Origin of the sequence: Mammaliicoccus sp. O-M54 (genome assembly GCF_022386035.1) — a bacterium.
In the GTDB taxonomy this organism is placed as follows: Bacteria; Bacillota; Bacilli; order Staphylococcales; family Staphylococcaceae; genus Mammaliicoccus; species Mammaliicoccus sciuri_A.
The window spans coordinates 755015-774331 of the sequence record NZ_JAJNJE010000001.1 but is presented as its reverse complement, the minus strand read 5'-3'; the positions used below and the strand labels follow the sequence as shown (position 1 = coordinate 774331).

Below are 19317 nucleotides of genomic sequence, written 5' to 3'. Positions count from 1 at the left end.
TTAATAAGTTCGAATTTGTTTGATTATATTGTAACACAAATAATATTAAAATTAGAATAATATATAATGCGGTTATTTAATAAGGTATGTTTATATAAAAATATAGAGACTCACACACCATAAGATGTACCAGTCTCTACATTAATATTAGATAAGATATTATTCAATTTCGTTTGTTAGTGATTCAAGCTCGTCGATTAAGTGACCGATATACGCGATTGTTTCTTTAAGTGGTTTATCTGTCGTAATATCAATTCCTGCCATTTGAGCAAGTTCAACAGGAGATTTAGAGCCACCAGCTTTTAAGACATTTAACCAATCTTCAACAGCAGGTTGTCCTTCTTTTTCAATTCTTTGACTCATAGCAGTTCCGATTGTTAAACCTGCTGAATACGTATAAGGATATAAGCCCATATAATAATGCGGTTGGCGCATCCATGTTAATTCTGCACCTTCAGTTATTTCAACTTCGTCTCCCCAGAAATCAGAAATAACTTGTTTCTTAATACTATTTAAAAGTGGGGCAGTGAGTGCTTCACCTTTATCAACGTGTCTATAAACTTCTCTTTGATATTTAGCTTCTAATAAATGTGTCACCATATTATGATAATACGTTCTTGAAATAATTGAACTAATAACCCAACGTTTAAATTTCGGATCATCTGATTTTTTCAATAAACTATTAGCCATTAACATTTCGTTCATTGTTGATGGTGCTTCAACAAAGTACATTGAACAATCAGCTTGATATACATTTTGATGTGCATTTGCTAAATTAAAGTGTCCTGCATGACCAAGTTCATGTGCTAATACAAATACTTCAGTCATTTTACTTGTCCATGAAATAAATATGAATGGATTAACACCGTATGGGCTTGCACAATAAGCACCTGTTTGTTTCCCTTTGTTTTGAGGGAAGTCAATCCAGCGTTTATCATAACTATCATTGACCATTTGCATATAATCTTCACCAAGTACACTTAATGCTTCTTTAATATATTCTTTAGAGCCTTCAATTGATACATCTGGTTCATAAGTAGGGTCTAATGATATACGTAAATCTTCAAATTTCAATTTATCTAGATTATTTGTACGTTTAAGTAATTGCGCATATCTTCTCATATGTGGTGCTAATTCTTCTGAAATAACATCAATTTGACGATCATACATTTCTCTTGTTACATCTTGTGATTCTAATAAGAAATCAATTACAGAATCGTAACCACGTAATTCAGATTCAATTTTTTCTTTTTGAACATGAGCGTTGTATGTTGCTGCAGTTGTATTTTCATAACGGCGTAACGCATCACTAAATTTCTTGAATGCATTTCGTCTAACTTCTGTATTAGAGTCAACTTCGTAATCACCTTCAAATGATACATAATCTAAAGGTATTTCTTCTCCGTTCGCTTCAAAAGTACCAAACTCAATATCTAACATTTTCGTAATACCATATAATTCATATGGCGCACCAAAAGTAGGTGAGAAGGTTGCTAACGCTTTTTCTACTTCAGGATGTAATGTATGTTCTTTTTGACGTTTTAACAACGTTAAATATTTAGGATACTCAGATTGTTTAATTAAAGCATTGAATGCTTCATCATCTAGTTGCAAAATTTCTGACTCTACAAATGATAATAAACCAGCAACTTTTCCATATGTAGTAGAAAATTGTGCAACTACTTTTTGACTTTGTTCATCTGTCGTATCAGTCGAATAAAGTAATTCTGCATATGTACTTAAGTGAATAATACTTACAATAAGATCAGCTTGTTCACGTAAAGCAGATTCAATCGTTGATATTTCATTTAACTGATTCACATATTTTTCATTAAATGCTGTAACGTTCTCAACTAATTCTTTTAATGCACTATAAAATGCATCATTGTCTTGATACAAACTTGAAAGATCCCATGTTTCTTGAACAGGAACTTCACTTCTTAATAATTGTCCCATCAAATCACCCTTTTTTAAAATTTACTTATTTATGTACTTATGTACATATTATACATATAAACATCTTCTACGTCATATGATACAACGCACTATTCGAACAATTCATCTCGCGCATCATGGTCACATTTGTGCGCTTATGTCCGTAAAATTTAAACAAAATTGCAAATGTACAATTAAATTTATATAAATAAATCAAATTTCTATCTATATCGTAATTAAACATAAATAAAAGGGGTATAGACCAGTACAACTAGATAAAGGAGGCGTGCATCTTGAATATTTTTGATTTCCCAAACTACTTATGGATTTCATTTGTCGTCGTTATTGTTTTTTCTGTATTATCATCATTAATACTTAAAAAACACGTCATCAGTGCAATTTTGACATTTGTCGTATTAGGTATGATCGCATTTATATTACCTAATTTTTATGATATTACATACGAACCATTATTAGGCTATGCCGCATTTATGGCAATCGTAAGTTTATTTGTATGCTTATTAACATGGTACTTAATGAGAAAGAATCAAAAAAGATTAGCTGAAAAACATAGTCAAGATGAAACAATAGAAGATGGACGTCAATTTAATGAATTAAAAAGACGTAATAAATAGTGAAACGACTAAGATAGTTCTATATCTTAGTCGTTTTTTGATTGCTTAGTCGGGCGTTAGGAACACTTCTGACCAAACTTGTTCGTAACGACGGTCTTGTGAACACTTCTCGCCAAACTTGTTCGTAACGAGGGTCTTAGTTACAAAACTCAGCTGAAATGTTACTATGGACTGCTATAGTTACAAAACTCGGCTGAACTGTTACTATGGACCGCTATAATTACAAAACTCGGCTGAACTGTTACTAACACACTCGTTATTTGCACCTTCACCCAAATCTGCTAATAACGACACCAGTATTTGCACTTCTTGCCAAATCTGCTAATAACGACACCAGTATTTGCACTTCTCACCAAACTTGCTAATAACAACACCAGTATTTGCACCTTCACCCAAAACTGCAAATAACGACACTAGTATTTGCACTTCTCATCAAACTTGCTAATAACGGCACAAGTATTTGCACTTCTCACCAAACTTGCTAATAACGACTGAGATATTTCTATATATCCCAGTCGCTCAATCTTTCTCTATTTAAAATATACAGGTGTCGTGATTGCATAGAGTGCTTCGTTAATAATACTTTGTTGGTTTGCGCTTAGATCTGAGTTCTTTAATGTTCCTTCTCGTTCATACCCACATCTTTCAATGGTGTTAATACTTCTTGTATTTTTAACATCTATGTATGCTTCTATTCTTACAAAGCCATGATTTTCTATAACATGTTGCGTAATATATTGAATAGCTTCTGTTATATAACCTTTGCCTAAACCTGAATTGACTGCCCAATAACCAATTTCACATGATGGTAATCTTAAATCGATATCTTGAAGGACAACTGATCCTACAAATTGCATCGTGTCTTTTTCAAAGATAAAGTATCTAAAATATTCTTTGTTATACTGTGTGTCAGTTGATTTATTAAGAAAATCAGTCACTTTATATTCGTCAAATTGATAGTTGAAGAATGCTACCCAATCTTTTAACGTATCTACTGAGTTCAGCATTTCGTCCTTTATTGTTTCTTTGTATGAAAAAATTTGTTCTCCAGCTAGTAGTATTAAACGAGATGTTTCTAATTTTAATTCAAGTTGTATCTCTTTATTCATTATAAAACTCCTGACTTACGTGATATTCTATATGTATTATAACATGTACGAAATTGACTTTATTTATTTTTTTGATTATATAGTTGACTCTAACGTAACGTAAGACTTTATAGTAGGGTTATGAGGAGGTTAAGTAAATGGAAATGACTGTTAAAGAAATTGCTCAATTAGTCGGTATAAGTGTGCGCACGCTTCACCATTATGATGAAATTAATTTACTGAATCCGTCTAATGTATCATCTTCTGGTTATCGATTGTATTCAGACGAGAATGTAGACAGATTACAGCAAATTTTATTTTTTAAAGAGCTTGATTTTCCTCTAAAAAAGATAAAAGAAATTCTTGATGATCCTTCGTTTGATAAAGAAGAAGCATTAAATATGCATAAAAAGATGCTCATCAATAAAAGAACAAGAATTGATCAAATGATTCAAACGATAGATCAAACGACGAAACATATGAAAGGAGAAATTAACATGACGAATGAAGATAAATTTATAGGCTTTGAGTTTAATCAGAATGAATATGAAGATGAAGCACGTGAAAAGTGGGGGAATAAAACTGTAGATAAAGCGAACAATCGCATTAATAGTTGGTCTAAAGAAGAAAAAGCTTCAAAAGAAGAAGAAATGAATGATATCTTTAGAGCATTTGCAGCAAACAGAAATGAATCTCCAGACTCAGAAATTGCTCAATCAATTGTACAAAGATGGTACACGTATTTAAATTCTAATATTGATTGCGAGTATAGTTTAGAAGTTTTTGGTAGTATTGGTGATATGTATGTAAGTGATGAAAGATTTACTAAAAATATTAATAAATTTGGTGACGGTACCGCACAATTTGCTAGTAAAGCAATTGCAAGTTATGTCAAAATGAATCAATAGCATAAACCACTATAAATCGTATTTATTTCGATTTATAGTGGTTTTTATTTATACTGATGTATGATATGCTTTCCTAAAATCTATTTGGAGTGATTTAATGATTTATGTATTAAGACATTGCAAAGCTACTGGACAAGACTTTGATGCTGCTTTAACGACAGATGGCATTAAGTCAGCACAACAATTAGTACCTGTATTAGCTAAACTCAATATTGACCATATATATGTCAGTGAAATGAATCGTACTTATGAATCAATCAAACCATATATAACAAAATACCAAACACCGTTAACTTATGATAGCCGTTTAAATGAGCGCATTTTAAGTGACTTACCAATAGATAATTGGCTAATTGAGCTTAAAATGACTTTCAGTGACTTTAATTATCGCATACATAATGGCGAAACAAGTTTAGAAGCTCAACAGCGAATATTAGAAGTATTTAAGTCGATACCAGTAAATGAACAAGCATTAATTGTTACACATGGTAACATCATGTCATTATTACTAAATCATTTCGACAAACAATTTGGCTTTGAAGAATGGAAAGCTTTAAAGAATCCAGATCTATATGCAATTGATGAAGCGTTACAAGTTAAACATGTAACAATATAAAATAGTTAGATATATATGTAGAATAGGCGTCCCCTAAGTCAATATACTTAACTTCCTATAATATATATTATGTAAACTAATTAATCGAATAAATATGATATATGCTATTAACCCCATATTTAACACAAAAAAAGCTGAAAAATGAATTTCAGCTTTTTTGATTACTTTTTAATTTTAGATCGTACTTTTTGGATTACATTGTGTAAGAAATATTTTTTCTTATTGATTGGTTTATAGAAATCTCCGATTAATTCTTCGATTTGAACGTTAAATCCTCGTTTAAATCGATATACACCATAATCTTCGCTATCTTCAGTGAAATCTCCTGATAATCCGTAGAAATTGTATCTATCGAATCCATTTTCGAAACAATAATTAATCATATGCCAATGCATCATATATGGTCCCATAAAGTGATTGTATTTTTCACTTGAGCCACCTGAGAAATAATTGATTTCATATGCATTTTCAAAGAATACACCTGATGCTAAGTTTAAGATTTCACCGTCTGTTTTAATGAGTTCGCTAGTTTCTAATAATTCTTTCTGTGCATGGTCGATTAAACGATCTGTTTCAGCAATTTTCTTTAATTGTTTTTCAGATTTGTTTTCTTTCGCCATCATTTGATCGCGTTTTGTTTCTAATTCGTTTAAATTCTCTTGAGTTGATTGAATATATTCGTTTAAATCGATATATGCTAATGGTACTAATGCTTTAGAACCATATGTATCGATAAAGTTTAAGAAATATTCATCTGTCTTAGAAATAAAGCCAGCTCTTTCTTCTGTTTCTCTATATAGTTTAAAGAATATATCTAATTCATCGCGTTCTAAGAAACGTACTTTAACACCATAATTATGCGCTTTATTGACGTTACGTTTTCTTTGGCTGTCGAATCCTTTTTTAACTTCTGCTAATGTTTTATCTTTTAAGTTCAAGACACCCATCCACCTTACTTGGCTTGATGGATCATATTTAGTCGTAAAGCCGTGATGGTCATAGCCTAGTGATTTAATGAGATCAACGATTTGGTCATTTGCGCCATCTTCTTTAATTTGTTTAATATCTTTATCGTATATATTGTAAATCCAGTATGGGTCGACTTTAACATATAGACATTGATGTTGTTTTAAGTACTTTTCAAGTGCTTTGAAGTAATATGTCACTAAATCTAGATTGCTATAATCCATTACCGGACCACGATTTGAATAATACACATAACTACCTAATGTTGGTATTTTAGAGAATAAACTTGCTGCAACGACTTGGTTATTCTCATCTTTAACACCTAATAATACAACTTGAAAACCATCATTTTCCCTCGTCTTGATGTTTTCTTTTACTTGAAAGTAGTGACTTTCGTATCGACTATCAGATACGAACTCATCATATTCAGTAACCGTTAATTCTGTAAATTTCATATTATCTAAATTCCTCTCTTACTGAAAATCATTTATTTTTTTAATACTTTTTTTAGTGTTGTATATGCTTTGTACGCTGGTTTATTAATTGGTTTAACGAAATCACCAATATATTCATAAACATCTGCATTGTAACCTTTTTTAAATTTAATAACGCCAACATCAGGTGCATCTTCTGAGAAGTCTCCACTGATACCATAGAAGTTATAACGGTCAATATTGTGATCTAAAGCGTATTTAATCATTTCCCACTGAATTGCATAACTACCTGCAAAGTGACGATATTCATTAGATGAACCACCTGCATAATATACAACTTCAAATGGATTGATAATGAAGAAACCCGCTGCTATTGGTAATGTATCACCATGTTCTTGTTGTAATTGACGTGCTTCTTCTAATTTAGCTTCATTTGCTTCTCTTTGTTGTTTTAAGTTGTCTATTTTATTAATTGTTTTTTGATTATCTGGTTTCTTTTCTAAATCTTTTTCAGCTTTCGCAATATCTTTGTTGTATTGTTCATGGTCTTTTTCTAATTGTGGAATGTAAGTTTCAAAGTCTATATAAGCTAGAGGAACCTTTACATTTTCAAAGTATTTTAATCTGTTGTAATAGAAGTCATCGCCACGATCGTTGAAATCTTTCTTCTCTGTTGTATCTTCCATAAATTGACGGAATATCGGCATTTCATCTTTAGATAAGTATCGTACTTTAACACCATTTTTTTGAACTTTTTTAGTATTTCTTTTTCTCAAACTATCCATGTTCTTGATGAGTGTCTTTTCGTCCATACCTTCTAAATCAAGTACTGAATGCCATCTAATTTGATGTATTGGGTGAAAACCAGTTGTGAAGCCTTGGTGTTCATAGCCTAATGATTCAAATTGTTTAATTAAACCATCACGGTTGAATGATTTTTTAATATTGCCATCATGATCTCTTAGTTGATATGGCAAGTAAGGATCGATTCTAAAGAATAATCCTTTATAACTTTTTAAATAGCTCACGATTTCTTTAAAGAAAAAGTCAACAAGTTCTTTGTTGTCATAATCCATTACTGGTCCTCTATTTGAGTAAAAGTAATTAAACTTCTTCATAACTGGTACACTTGTTAACAAGCATGCAGCTAATACTTCACCTTGATTATCTTTGACCCCTACTAAATGTGTTGAAGTGCCTTCAGAAGTTTTTAATTCATAATTACCTACTGCTTGTGTAAAATGCGCGTACGGCATTTTATTTGTAAAAGCTTCAAATTCACCAGTTGTTAAATTTGTAAATTTCATTTATACAATACTCCCAATCTCATTTTTATGTATTTGTTACAATTATACAATATTTTGTCTTTATTCTAAAATAATACTCATTACTATACCATTATTTCATAAATAAAAACCTACCAAATGGCAGGTTTTTATTTATATTGCTAAACTATTTTAATACATTTACAAATTTTTCGGCAACCTCTTCACTAGAATTTGGATTTTGTCCTGTGACAAATTTACCGTCTGCAACTGTATGCGATTCAAAGTCAGCACCTTTAACGAATCGAGCACCTTGCTTTTCAAGTTGTGTTTGTAGCAAGAATGGTACATCATTCTCTAAATTCATTGCTTTTTCTTCACTATCAGTAAAAGCAGTTAATTTAACACCATCCACTAAATAGTTCCCATTTGGAAGCTTAGCGCCAACAAATGCACTTGGACCGTGGCAAACTGCACCAATCACCTTATCGTTATTTCTATAATATGCTAGCATATCTTCCAAGTCTTCATTATTTGGGAAGTCGAATACTGTTCCGTGACCACCAGGTAAGAATATGCCATCATAACTCTCAAACACGATGTCTCTAATACTATATGTTTGTTGTAACTTTTCTAATACGTCATGATATTCTTTAGCTTCGTCATTTTGAGTTGAATTTGGATCTATCGGAACACTACCACCTTTTACAGATGCAATATCCACTTCTAATCCATTTTTAATAAATACTTTATAAGGAATTGCTGCTTCTTCTAGCCATAACCCAGTTGGTTTTCCATCTTTAAATTGAGATGCATTTGTAACAACTATGAGAACTTTTTTGCTCATTAGAAACACTCCTTTTCATTTGTTAATGTCGATTATACATGAAGTGTGTTTCTTTTTCTTCTATTAAGGGTTATGCTTTTTTAATCTTCATCTAAAGCTTTTCTAATACTTTGCAAATATGCTTGAGTTTGTTCTATTGAATCATTTTTTAATCTTTTAACAATTTCACTACCAATCACAATGCCGTCACTAAATGACTTTATTTCTTTAGCATGTTCTTCAGTTCTAATACCAAATCCACAAACAACAGGTACATTAGCGTGTTGTTGTATAAATTTAATTTTATCTTTTAAAGATTCATGGAAACCTCTGCCATCACCAGTCGTCGCATTCATTGTCACTGTGTAAATGAATCCTTCCGCGTGCTCAGCTATTTGCTTAATTCGTTCATCACTAGAAGTCATCGCAATTAAAGAAATTAATTTAATGTTTTTAGGCTGTAAATGTTTTTTAAATCTTTGTCCAAGTTCAAATGGTAAATCTGGAATGATTAACCCATAAACATTCGCTTCAGCAATTCGTTCTATAAAAGCGTCGACACCGTATGCATCAATTAAATTATAATAAGTCATAAATAAGTAAGGTGTATTGATTTCATCTTTATGTTCGATTAGTTGATCAATGATTTTATTAACAGACATACCTTGCTTAATCGCTTCTTGACCGGCTGCCATAATCGTTGGACCATCAGCTACAGGATCTGAGAAAGGTAAGCCAATTTCAATATAATCTGCACCATTTTCGTCCATAAGTTTGACTGAATCTATAAAATCTTTGTTTCCCATGACATATGGTATAAATAATTTACGCATGATGATCCCCCTTCTCTTGCATATACTTTCTAATTGTTTCCATGTCTTTATCTCCTCTACCAGAAACCGTCACAACAATAATTTCGTCTTTATCCATTGTTGGCGCTAGTTTCTCGACGTAACTCAATGCATGCGCGCTTTCTATAGCTGGAATAATACCTTCTAATTGTGTAAATTTAATAAGCGCATCCATCGCTTCAGTATCACTTGCATTCGGATATTGAACACGACCTATATTGTTATAATAACTATGTTCCGGACCTACACCTGGATAATCTAATCCTGCTGAAATTGAGTGCGCAAGTTCGACTTGTCCATTTTCATCTTGAATTAAATACATTCTAGAACCATGCAACACGCCAGGTTTCCCTTTTTCTATAGCTAAAGCATGTTTAGTAGTATCTACACCTTCACCTGCAGCTTCAACGCCGTATAATTTAACAGATTCATCATTTACAAACGGATAGAATGTACCAATTGCGTTTGAACCGCCACCTATACATGCAACAACTGCATCTGGTAATCGGGATTCTTTTTCTAATATTTGTTTCTTAATTTCTTTACCAATCACACTTTGTAAATCTCTTACGATAGTTGGGAATGGATGAGGACCTAGCGCTGATCCAAGTAAATAATGTGTATCTTCAACATGTGAAACCCAATATTGTAATGCTTTATTTACGGCATCTGATAATGTACCTTGTCCGTCTGTTACAGGTACAACTTTAGCGCCTAACAATTCCATTCTGAACACATTTAATGCTTGTCTTTCAATATCTTCTTCACCCATAAATACTATAAGTTCCATATCAAACAACGCTGCAATTGTTGCACTCGCTACACCATGTTGACCAGCACCAGTTTCAGCAACGAGCTTCCTTTTACCCATTTTCTTTGCAATTAGTGCTTGTCCCAATGCGTTATTAATTTTGTGAGCACCAGTATGATTTAAATCTTCTCTTTTTAAGTATATTTTTGCGCCGCCAAGTGCTTCTGTATAACGCTCAGCATATGTTAAAGGTGTCTCTCTACCTACATAATCTTTTAAATAAGCATTTAATGTTTTATGAAATTCCGGATCATTTTTTAATTGTTGATACGTATCGTTTAATTCTTGTATAGCTGGCATTAATGTTTCTGGTACATATTGGCCACCAAATTCACCGAAAAATCCTAATTCATCTGCTTCTAATTGTATATTTTTATTCAATTCAATCATTCCTTTACATATGTTAGTAATGCTTTAATTTTCTCTTTATCTTTTTGACCGTTCGTTTCAATTCCACTTGATATGTCATAACCATTATGATTAAAGTTTAATGATTCGATTTGTTTAATTTTATCTATATTAATACCACCGGCAATTAAATACGGAATATTGGATAATTCATTTAATATGGACCAGTCATAAGATACCCCTGTACCACCATAATCTTTTGAAGGCGTATCAATTAAAAATAAATCTACATCATTTTTAAAAGCTTCTATATTAGCAAGTAATTGATCATTAGCGGGTAAAGCTTTATAAATCTTAATATGCGGATATTTTTCTTTAACCTCTTGTATAAATGATACAGATTCATCACCATGAAATTGAAGTGTATTAATAGAAGTTTCTTGAATAAGTTGATCAATTTCTACCATTGTTAAATTCACAACAACAGCTACGATATCAATCGTTTGGGGAATTTCTTTACTTAATGACTTTATTTCTTCAACAGATACATATCGTTTACTTTTGGGATACGTGATAAATCCAATTGCATCGACATGATTTAAGACAGCTGTTTCGATAGCCTCTTTATCTTGAAAGCCACAACATTTAATAAACATGTTGCTCACCTTGTTTTTCTAGTCGTAAACTTGGTAGAAATTCATCTAAGTGTGGATGTTTCATTAGCGACTCCCCAATTAATGCGCCATCTATACCACTACCGATAATACTTTTCACATCATCTAAAGTACGAATACCACTTTCAGAAATGTATGTCACACCTGGTTTAATTTGTGTTAAAATCTCATTCGTATGTTTAACGTCTGTGACAAATCTTTTTAAATCACGATTATTAACGCCAATTAATTGTGCACCAATTTCATGTGCAATATCGAGTTCTTCTTTATCATGTACTTCTACAAGTACTTCTAAACCTTTTTCTGTCGCATATGCGTATAATGTTTCGAGTTCTTCTTTTGACAAAATATTCACGATTAATAATACGATAGAGGCACCAACATGATGTGCTAAGTCAATTTGTCTTTTATCAATAATAAAATCTTTACATAATACAGGTAATGTCGTCTTTGTCGTTAAACTTTGTAACCTTTCGTAACTACCGTCGAAATATTTTTCATCCGTTAATATAGATATAGCAGATGCACCGTATTGTTCATATAGTTTTATTTGAGTAGCCATATCTCGTTTCGGAATATCTGATACTGTAGGGCTTTTTGCTTTTAATTCAGCAATAATATTTAACTTATTATCTTGCTGTGTACGACTTAAGAAAGAAGTTTTATGTTGTACATCCACTTTTTCCAATGTATTTAATTTTTGTTCATAATATTGATTATTTAGTAATGTTTTTTTATATTCTACGATTTCATCCAATATTGTCATAAACTTTGCCTCCTACAGCTTCTAATATATTTAATGCATGTTTCTCATCTATTAAAGACTCTGCTAACGTAATTCCCTCTTTGATAGAGTCTACTTTTTGACCAGCATATAACGCTAAAGCAGCATTTAATACAACGACATCTCTTTTAGGACCATGATCTTGTCCTGTTAAAATATCTAAAGTAATAACTTTATTTTCTTCAGGTGTTCCACCTTTTAATGATTCGTTTGGCGCTGATTGTAATCCGTAGTCTTCAGCATTTACAGTATAATGTTTAATGCCTTCATCTTGAGACACTTCATATATAATGTTGTCACCAGATAAAGTAGCTTCGTCCATGCCACCTGCACCGTGCACGATAATGGCACGTTTTCTACCTAATTTATAAATTGCTTCAGCAATAATTTTAAGTTTCGTTTCATCATAAACGCCCATCACTTGATAATCTAAATGATATGGATGAATCATTGGTCCAAGTAAATTAAATGTTGTCGGTGTTGGTATTGATTTACGAACAGGTTGTACAGTTTTCATAATCGGGTATGTTTCGGTTGCACTTAAAAATGCTAAATTTGTCGCATTTACTTTTTCTGTCGCATCTTTAATAGGTGTTGTTTGAATATTTAAAGCAGATAAGATATCAATGCTACCTGTTTTAGATGTAATACTTTTATTACCATGTTTCAAAACTTTTAAGCCAGCTGCCGCAACAACAAATGAAGCGGTTGTTGAAATATTAAAGCTGCCAGAATGGTCACCACCTGTGCCACAAACACAAATACTATCTTCTAAATAAGGTCTTTCTTTATATGTTGTTTCGATTAAACTTTGACTTAAGTTCGATAATTCATCTGATGTTTCACCTTTCATACTTAATGCTACTAAATGTGCAACCTTCAATGATACATCTGCTTGTTCATCCATCATTAAATCTACAAATGATTTCATTTCTTGTTGCGATAAATCATGATACTGAATGAGTTGTTTTAATGTGTTCATAATTTGCACCTTCCTTTGTTATGTCGATAAAAGCTTTTATAATTTCATTTCCATGATCTGAAGCAAATGATTCAGGATGAAATTGTATCCCGAAATGTGGTTTTATTTTATGTTCAAATGATTGTATGGAATCTTTCGTTCTACCTGTAATTTTCAAAGTGTTCGGAAATGTTTTTTCATCACTAATTAATGAGTGATACCTCATAATATTAAAATGCTGCTCACATTCTTGATACAATTTAGAAGTTTCGATAATATCAATTTGATCGACTTTACCGTGCTTAACTTCTTTCCCAACGACAACTTCTACACCGTAATATGTCGTTAATGCTTGAGCACCTAGACAAATCCCTAATATCGGTTTTTCTTTATATGCTTCTATTAAATTTTTTAAGTCTTCTGTATCATCAGGATGACCAGGTCCTGGAGATATAACCAATCCATCAATATTTAAATTGAATGGAGCCTCATCCGGATGATAGATCACGACATCATCATGTTGCTTAATTAAATCCACTAAGTTATATGTGAATGAATCATAATTATCAATTACTAATATCATGGTGTAACCTCCAATAAACTTTTTGCTTTGATCATCGTTTCTTTTAATTCTTTTTGCGGGTTTGAATCATATACAACACCACAGCCAGCTTCTACATTTACATATTCGTTATCTACAACCATCGTTCTAATTGTTAATGCAAAATCTAAATCATGGTTGCAATTGATATAACCAACACCACCAGCATATATACCGCGTTTTCTTTTTCTGCTTTCATAAATTCTTGTGATTGCTCTCGTCTTAGGTGCACCTGATACTGTTCCTGCTGGTAATAGTGCTGTAATCATTTGAAGCGGTGTAATGTCTGGTCTAATTTTACCTTCGACGATTGAGACGATATGCATAACATGTTCAAATCTTTCAACAGTCATTAACTTAGGCATATATACTGAACCTGTTTGAGCAATCATATTCAAATCATTTCTTCCAAGGTCGACAAGCATACGATGTTCAGCTAATTCTTTTTCATCTGTAATGAGTTCAATTTCATTTTGTTTATCTTCTTCTTCTGTTTGACCTCTTTTGTTAGTACCAGCTATTGGGTTCGTTGTAATGATGTCACCTTGTTTTTTAATGAAACTTTCTGGTGAAGATCCAATGATGCTTCTTTCTTCATCGTCAATGTAATACATATATGGACTTGGGTTTTGTCTTTTTAAATTTTTATAAATTTGAAGTTTCAATGTATCTTTATGTTGTTCGTTAAAGTAATGTTTATATTTATAAATTCTTGAAGGTACGACTTGGAACATATCACCTTTACTAATCAGTGATTTATAATATTCGACTTCTTGCATGAAATCTTCTTCACTTATATTTGTTTCAAGTTCACCTCTTAATGTGTGATCAATTTTATTTTGAAATAGTGAAATATCTTTTAATGTTTCAATCATATTATTAAGTTCTTGCTCAACTTGTGTTTCCGTATTCTGACTAAACAAGTTTGATGCGATAACAAACAATTCTTCTTTAAAATGATCAAATACATATACTGATTCAACGAGATTAAATGAAGCGTCTGGAATATCGGATTGCAATTCAATTTGTTTAAGTAATTTATTTTGATATCTAATTAAATCGAAACTACAGTACCCGATCATGCCAGATATAAATGGTAAATGTGTTAAAGCTTCTGGAACTTCATCAACTTTCATATTATTGATGAAATCCTCTAGTGATTCATATGGATGTTCATGTACAAGTTGTTCATCTTCATTTATGAATATTTGTAAATAATCATCATATAAGTTCACTTTTCCAACTGCATCGAAAGCTACAATCGAAAATCTACCTTTCATTTGATCTGTACTGGCACTTTCTAAAATCATTTTCTTACGATTTATTTGTCCTAAAGTCTCTGGTGTAATATCAGCATTTAACTTTTTAAATTTAATAATCATCTTAATCCTCCTTAATAAAAAAACCGCGCATAAACATCCTAATCAAACAGGACGCATATGCGCGGTACCACCTTCATTAATAAGTATAAAACTTATTCACTCATTAAATATTTAATTATTTCTACATGGTCCCCATTTCTAAATTAAACTGTGTTAGTTTACATCAACCACTAACTTTCTGATTGCTACAGGATTTAATTTATACTTATGACCACTGATTTAGGTATACAAAAAGACACCACAGTATACGCTATCTGTAAGGACGCGTTACCGTGGTGCCACCTTAGTTAACATTGAATTTCATGTTCACTCTAAATTTCATTTAATTGATAATTTGAAAGCCCAATTCTCTCTTTGTGTGTAGTGCTAATTTACATCAACCATTAGCTTTCTATTTGCTACTATCAACACGAGATACTCATCTTTCAAATTCCGAATGATTTCTTCGGATTAATTAAATATCACTATACGAGAATAAATTTTAAATGTCAACCCTTAAATTCTGATTAGTTTTTAATTTCTGATAAACAATAAGCTCTTAATAACTTTTCACTTTCAAGAATAGAATCTTCATGTGTGCGTTCTAAAGCATGTGAAGATTCAATACCTGCACCGAATAATCCATGTCTAATATCAGCACCAGCATGTAGAGCAGCAGAAGCATCAGAACCATAATAAGGATATATATCTAATTTATATTGAATATCATTTTCTTTACATAAATTGACTAAATGATTTCTCAAACCTACATGATAAGGTCCTGAAGCATCTTTCACACAAATAGATACTGTGTATTCATCAGAAGCTTGTCCATCTCCTAATGCCCCCATATCAAAAGCGATAAATTCTACAACTTTATCTGAAATACTTGAATTTGCACCATATCCAATTTCCTCATTGTTCGAAATATAAAATTGTGTCGTATGTGGAAGTTCAACATTTTCTTCTTTAAGGTATTTCAAAAATTGTAAAATCATCGCAACACTTGCTTTATCATCAAGGTGACGAGATTTAACAAATCCTGATTCTGTATGTACAAATCTTGGATCAAAGCTCACAGCATCTCCAATTTCAATGCCTAATGCTCTTGTATCTTCTGGATTAAATGTTTTTTCGTCAAGTCTTACTTCCATATGTTCGGCATTTCGTGGAATTTCAGTATTATTTTTATAAACATGGACACTTGTTTCATGTAAACAAATGGTACCTGTTATTTCTTTTCCACTTTGTGTAGTGATGGTACAATACTCCCCTTCAATCGCATTCCAACTAAATCCCCCAATTAAATCTAGTTGTAATCTACCATCTTCTTTAATACCTTTAACAATTGCACCTAATGTATCTACGTGTGCTGTAATCAGACGTTGTGCATCATCATTTTTTCCTGGTACGTTGATAAATAATCCACCTTTGTGTGTTACACTCGTATCATAATTTAATGACTCAGCAACTTTTCTACAATATTCAACTGCTGGATCAGCAAACCCAGACGGACTATTAATGTAAACAAGTTCTTTAATTGTATCGATCGTTTCTTTTACGTTAATTGTCATATTACCACTCCTTATACATTTATTATCATTCTATACTTTTAAAAAAATAAATCAATAACACTTGCTTTCACACACTAACTTACTTTAAACTATTAAAGTATTGGAGGGATTTTATGCAACGCGTATTTATTGTTGGACTAGGATTAATTGGTGGGAGTTTAATACAAAATATTAAATTTTATCATCCCAATTTACATATAACAGGTTACGATTATTTTGAAAAACATTCAGAAATCGCATTATCTATGAAAATTATAGATGAAATCGCAACGGACTTTGATTCTAGTGCTCGTCAAGCAGATTTAATTATATTAGCCACACCCGTACAACAATCTATCGAGTACGGTAAGCGCTTATTAGAAATTGATACTAAACCAGGATTAATCGTTACCGATACAGGTAGTACGAAATTAGGATTAAGTTCACTTGAATCACAATTGTTAGAACAGGATATTCATTTAATCGGCGGACATCCAATGGCAGGTAGTCATAAGTCAGGTGTCACAAATTCTAAAAAGCACTTATTTGAGAATGCTTATTATGTATTGATATATGATCAAGCGGAAAATGAAGCGGCTTATAGTGAAGTTAAACATTTGCTAGAACCTACTAAAGCAAAATTCATCAAAATGTCAGCAAAAGAACATGACTATGTAACAGGTGTCGTCAGTCATTTTCCACATGTCATCGCATCAAGTTTAATTCATATGAATGAAGAAAATACACAAATATCCGAATATGTCAGAACACTAGCAGCAGGCGGTTTCCGTGACATCACACGAATCGCGAGTAGTAATGCAGATATGTGGCGTGACATCACATTAGAAAATAAAGAACATCTTGTCACACTTATGGAAAATTGGATTGAACAAATGACACATACGAAAGAAATGATTGAAGAAGGAAATCCAGCATTAATTCATGATTTTTATCAATCAGCCAAAACATATAGAGACCAACTCCCTATTAAAGAACAAGGTGCCTTAACTTCAACATTCGATTTATATGTTGATATCCCAGATAAACCAGGTATGATCAGTGAAGTAACAAGAATACTCGGACAAAATCACATCTCTATTACAAACATCCGAATATTAGAAGTAAGAGAAGATATTATGGGTGCATTAAGATTAAGCTTCAAATCAAGCACAGACAGAGATCGCGCAATAGAAGCCTTACAATCATTTGATACGTATACATTGTAATATTGAATATTGAGAAATGGGAAAAAAGCCAAGAGAATTAAGGTCTCTTGGCTTTGTTTTGATTTGAGGAAATGACTGTGGATGATCTCTTGGCTCAAGTTAGGCATTAAGCCATGACTTGACCTATCTCTTGGCTTAAGTTAGGCATTAAGCCATGACTTAGGCTATCTCTTGGCTTAATTAGGACGTTAAGCCATGACTTAGGCTATCTCTTGGCTTAATTAGGACGTTAAGCCATGACTTGGACGATCTCTTGGCTTAATTAGGACGTTAAGCCATGACTTAGGCTATCTCTTGGCTTAAGTTAGGCATTAAGCCATGACTTGGACGATCTCTTAGCTTAATTAGGACGTTAAGCCATGACTTGGACGATCTCTTGGCTTAAGTTAGGCATTAAGCCATGACTTGGACGATTTCTTGGCTTTACTCAGTCGTTAAGCTATGACTTGGATTCCTTCTATTGTACATCCCCCTATATTCAAACAAAAAACTGCCTATTAGTCAGTTTTTTATATTGTTTCTGATACTTTTTTAGAGTAATACATTGTGTTGACTAAATATAAAATAATCAATAGTGACACACTAAAGAATTGATTATTATCTGAAGAAACCGAGAATATTGATGCTAGTGCTATACATCCTATTATTAATTGTTGGTTCAGTGTATAAGTTTTTTGTAGTGCAATTAATGTAATATATTGTTCTCCACTATCCATCATATCAATCATTTTTTCATTTAATTTTTTATCTCCTGCTTTAGGATAGTTTCGCTCTGGGTATAATTTTCTCAATTTAGATAAATGCATATATGATATTGGTGCTGTTGCTATTAATGAAATCATCGCAATTAACAATGACATCATACTTGGTTCTTTTGTTAAGTTAATGACGATGTTTAATATTGTTAATGCTATTGTCATAATGATACCAAGTAATATGGGTGGATAAATTAATGTTTTTTCTAACTGTATTTCTATTTCATCTTCATTTTCTGGATTTGTTTCATATATTCTATATTTTTCAGCTTTTTTATAAACGTTTAATAAAATGATAAATAAACTGATTAATGAGATTGCTAGAATAATGGCTGTAATATCAGTTTGCAAGGTCGTAAGTTCAATTTCTAAAAAGTCATGTCCTTTTTTAAAAATACTTGTTAGTAATCCTCCTACTAAACCACCGATCAACATATATAATATTAAGTTACCTATTAACATAATTTTATTCTTTTTCATAATTCATCCTCCTCGAATATGAAAACATCTTCAACATTTTCTTTGAGTATTCTTGCTATTCTAACAGCAGTCAATACAGATGGCATAAAGTTATTCCGTTCTATCAAAGAAACTGTTTGTCTTGAAATACCTGCTCTTTTAGCCAATTCAGTTTGGTTAAATCCTTCCCGAGCTCTTAACTCTTTTACCCTATTTCTCATTTGACCACCACCTACATTTATCAATATACATGATTATAG

At 32.0% G+C, this 19317-nt stretch carries 19 protein-coding genes; 4 read left to right on the top strand and 15 right to left on the bottom strand.

Going from position 1 to position 19317, the window contains the following annotated elements; all coding sequences use genetic code 11:
• Positions 1-159: 159 nt before the first annotated feature.
• Positions 160-1956: an oligoendopeptidase F gene (pepF, locus tag LQ673_RS03850; RefSeq protein WP_191836582.1), complete on the bottom strand. Its 1797-nt coding sequence runs from the start codon at positions 1954-1956 to the stop codon at positions 160-162.
• Positions 1957-2228: 272 nt separating this feature from the next.
• On the opposite strand from pepF, the gene LQ673_RS03845 reads away from it, so the two are divergent.
• Positions 2229-2570: a hypothetical protein gene (locus LQ673_RS03845; RefSeq protein WP_025906054.1), complete on the top strand. Its 342-nt coding sequence runs from the start codon at positions 2229-2231 to the stop codon at positions 2568-2570.
• Between the two features lie 530 nt (positions 2571-3100).
• On the opposite strand, the gene LQ673_RS03840 is transcribed toward LQ673_RS03845, so the two are convergent.
• Entirely contained in the window at positions 3101-3679 is a 579-nt protein-coding gene (locus LQ673_RS03840) for a GNAT family N-acetyltransferase (RefSeq protein WP_191836580.1), read from the bottom strand.
• 137 nt (positions 3680-3816) lie between these two features.
• Here LQ673_RS03840 and LQ673_RS03835 point away from each other — a divergent pair, with 137 nt between their 5' ends.
• Together LQ673_RS03835 and LQ673_RS03830 are read left to right on the top strand one after the other, a co-directional pair.
• A complete protein-coding gene (locus LQ673_RS03835; protein ID WP_037588003.1) occupies positions 3817-4566 on the top strand; it encodes a MerR family transcriptional regulator in 750 nt (249 codons plus the stop codon).
• 97 nt (positions 4567-4663) lie between these two features.
• Positions 4664-5182 carry a histidine phosphatase family protein gene (locus LQ673_RS03830; protein WP_191836579.1) on the top strand — a complete coding sequence of 173 codons (519 nt, stop codon included), beginning with the start codon at positions 4664-4666 and terminating at the stop codon, positions 5180-5182.
• Between the two features lie 161 nt (positions 5183-5343).
• Here the strand turns inward: LQ673_RS03830 and LQ673_RS03825 are convergent, their stop codons facing one another.
• From LQ673_RS03825 to LQ673_RS03775, 11 genes are all read right to left on the bottom strand, one after another.
• Positions 5344-6603: an aminoacyltransferase gene (locus LQ673_RS03825; RefSeq protein ID WP_049318918.1), complete on the bottom strand. Its 1260-nt coding sequence runs from the start codon at positions 6601-6603 to the stop codon at positions 5344-5346.
• A 32-nt stretch (positions 6604-6635) separates the two neighbouring features.
• A complete protein-coding gene (locus LQ673_RS03820) occupies positions 6636-7889 on the bottom strand; it encodes an aminoacyltransferase (protein WP_191836578.1) in 1254 nt (417 codons plus the stop codon).
• Positions 7890-8034: 145 nt separating this feature from the next.
• On the bottom strand, positions 8035-8694 hold the full coding sequence (locus LQ673_RS03815; protein WP_037587994.1) for a type 1 glutamine amidotransferase domain-containing protein: 660 nt from the start codon (positions 8692-8694) through the stop codon (positions 8035-8037).
• Positions 8695-8774: 80 nt separating this feature from the next.
• Entirely contained in the window at positions 8775-9506 is a 732-nt protein-coding gene (gene trpA / locus LQ673_RS03810; RefSeq protein WP_126477877.1) for a tryptophan synthase subunit alpha, read from the bottom strand.
• Entirely contained in the window at positions 9499-10716 is a 1218-nt protein-coding gene (trpB, locus tag LQ673_RS03805) for a tryptophan synthase subunit beta (protein ID WP_103361024.1), read from the bottom strand. Before trpB ends, trpA begins: the two co-directional genes overlap by 8 nt.
• 5 nt (positions 10717-10721) lie before the next feature.
• Complete coding sequence (locus tag LQ673_RS03800) at positions 10722-11339, bottom strand: phosphoribosylanthranilate isomerase (protein WP_191836576.1); 618 nt, start codon at positions 11337-11339, stop codon at positions 10722-10724.
• Positions 11329-12123, bottom strand: a complete 795-nt coding sequence (gene trpC / locus LQ673_RS03795) for an indole-3-glycerol phosphate synthase TrpC (protein WP_037587988.1) — start codon at positions 12121-12123, stop codon at positions 11329-11331. The genes LQ673_RS03800 and trpC overlap by 11 nt, the downstream gene beginning before the upstream one ends.
• The gene (gene trpD / locus LQ673_RS03790) at positions 12107-13123 is read right to left on the bottom strand and encodes an anthranilate phosphoribosyltransferase (protein ID WP_191836575.1); all 1017 of its coding nucleotides are present in this window, start codon (positions 13121-13123) and stop codon (positions 12107-12109) included. The genes trpC and trpD overlap by 17 nt, the downstream gene beginning before the upstream one ends.
• Positions 13089-13685, bottom strand: coding sequence for an anthranilate synthase component II (locus LQ673_RS03785; RefSeq protein ID WP_191836574.1), 597 nt, complete (start codon positions 13683-13685; stop codon positions 13089-13091). Before LQ673_RS03785 ends, trpD begins: the two co-directional genes overlap by 35 nt.
• Positions 13682-15085: an anthranilate synthase component I gene (locus LQ673_RS03780; RefSeq protein ID WP_159316275.1), complete on the bottom strand. Its 1404-nt coding sequence runs from the start codon at positions 15083-15085 to the stop codon at positions 13682-13684. Before LQ673_RS03780 ends, LQ673_RS03785 begins: the two co-directional genes overlap by 4 nt.
• Positions 15086-15591: 506 nt before the next feature.
• Positions 15592-16638, bottom strand: coding sequence for a M42 family metallopeptidase (locus tag LQ673_RS03775; protein ID WP_191836573.1), 1047 nt, complete (start codon positions 16636-16638; stop codon positions 15592-15594).
• A 113-nt stretch (positions 16639-16751) separates the two neighbouring features.
• Between LQ673_RS03775 and LQ673_RS03770 the strand changes: the two genes are divergently transcribed.
• On the top strand, positions 16752-17843 hold the full coding sequence (locus LQ673_RS03770) for a prephenate dehydrogenase (RefSeq protein WP_049318928.1): 1092 nt from the start codon (positions 16752-16754) through the stop codon (positions 17841-17843).
• Between the two features lie 509 nt (positions 17844-18352).
• On the opposite strand, the gene LQ673_RS03765 is transcribed toward LQ673_RS03770, so the two are convergent.
• Together LQ673_RS03765 and LQ673_RS03760 are read right to left on the bottom strand one after the other, a co-directional pair.
• Positions 18353-19078 carry a DUF3169 family protein gene (locus LQ673_RS03765; RefSeq protein WP_204171107.1) on the bottom strand — a complete coding sequence of 242 codons (726 nt, stop codon included), beginning with the start codon at positions 19076-19078 and terminating at the stop codon, positions 18353-18355.
• Positions 19075-19278, bottom strand: a complete 204-nt coding sequence (locus LQ673_RS03760) for a helix-turn-helix transcriptional regulator (RefSeq protein ID WP_025905978.1) — start codon at positions 19276-19278, stop codon at positions 19075-19077. Before LQ673_RS03760 ends, LQ673_RS03765 begins: the two co-directional genes overlap by 4 nt.
• Between the last annotated feature and the right edge of the window lie 39 nt (positions 19279-19317).

Coding starts and splice junctions, on each gene's coding strand:
- LQ673_RS03825 (WP_049318918.1), bottom strand. CDS start 6,603: ATGAAATTTACAGAATTAACGGTTACTGAATATGATGAGTTCGTATCT.
- trpD (WP_191836575.1), bottom strand. CDS start 13,123: ATGAACACATTAAAACAACTCATTCAGTATCATGATTTATCGCAACAA.
- LQ673_RS03765 (WP_204171107.1), bottom strand. CDS start 19,078: ATGAAAAAGAATAAAATTATGTTAATAGGTAACTTAATATTATATATG.
- LQ673_RS03815 (WP_037587994.1), bottom strand. CDS start 8,694: ATGAGCAAAAAAGTTCTCATAGTTGTTACAAATGCATCTCAATTTAAA.
- LQ673_RS03800 (WP_191836576.1), bottom strand. CDS start 11,339: ATGTTTATTAAATGTTGTGGCTTTCAAGATAAAGAGGCTATCGAAACA.
- trpA (WP_126477877.1), bottom strand. CDS start 9,506: ATGCGTAAATTATTTATACCATATGTCATGGGAAACAAAGATTTTATA.
- LQ673_RS03830 (WP_191836579.1), top strand. CDS start 4,664: ATGATTTATGTATTAAGACATTGCAAAGCTACTGGACAAGACTTTGAT.
- LQ673_RS03770 (WP_049318928.1), top strand. CDS start 16,752: ATGCAACGCGTATTTATTGTTGGACTAGGATTAATTGGTGGGAGTTTA.
- trpC (WP_037587988.1), bottom strand. CDS start 12,123: ATGACAATATTGGATGAAATCGTAGAATATAAAAAAACATTACTAAAT.
- LQ673_RS03760 (WP_025905978.1), bottom strand. CDS start 19,278: ATGAGAAATAGGGTAAAAGAGTTAAGAGCTCGGGAAGGATTTAACCAA.
- pepF (WP_191836582.1), bottom strand. CDS start 1,956: ATGGGACAATTATTAAGAAGTGAAGTTCCTGTTCAAGAAACATGGGAT.
- LQ673_RS03835 (WP_037588003.1), top strand. CDS start 3,817: ATGGAAATGACTGTTAAAGAAATTGCTCAATTAGTCGGTATAAGTGTG.
- LQ673_RS03820 (WP_191836578.1), bottom strand. CDS start 7,889: ATGAAATTTACAAATTTAACAACTGGTGAATTTGAAGCTTTTACAAAT.
- LQ673_RS03840 (WP_191836580.1), bottom strand. CDS start 3,679: ATGAATAAAGAGATACAACTTGAATTAAAATTAGAAACATCTCGTTTA.
- LQ673_RS03775 (WP_191836573.1), bottom strand. CDS start 16,638: ATGACAATTAACGTAAAAGAAACGATCGATACAATTAAAGAACTTGTT.
- LQ673_RS03785 (WP_191836574.1), bottom strand. CDS start 13,685: ATGATATTAGTAATTGATAATTATGATTCATTCACATATAACTTAGTG.
- LQ673_RS03780 (WP_159316275.1), bottom strand. CDS start 15,085: ATGATTATTAAATTTAAAAAGTTAAATGCTGATATTACACCAGAGACT.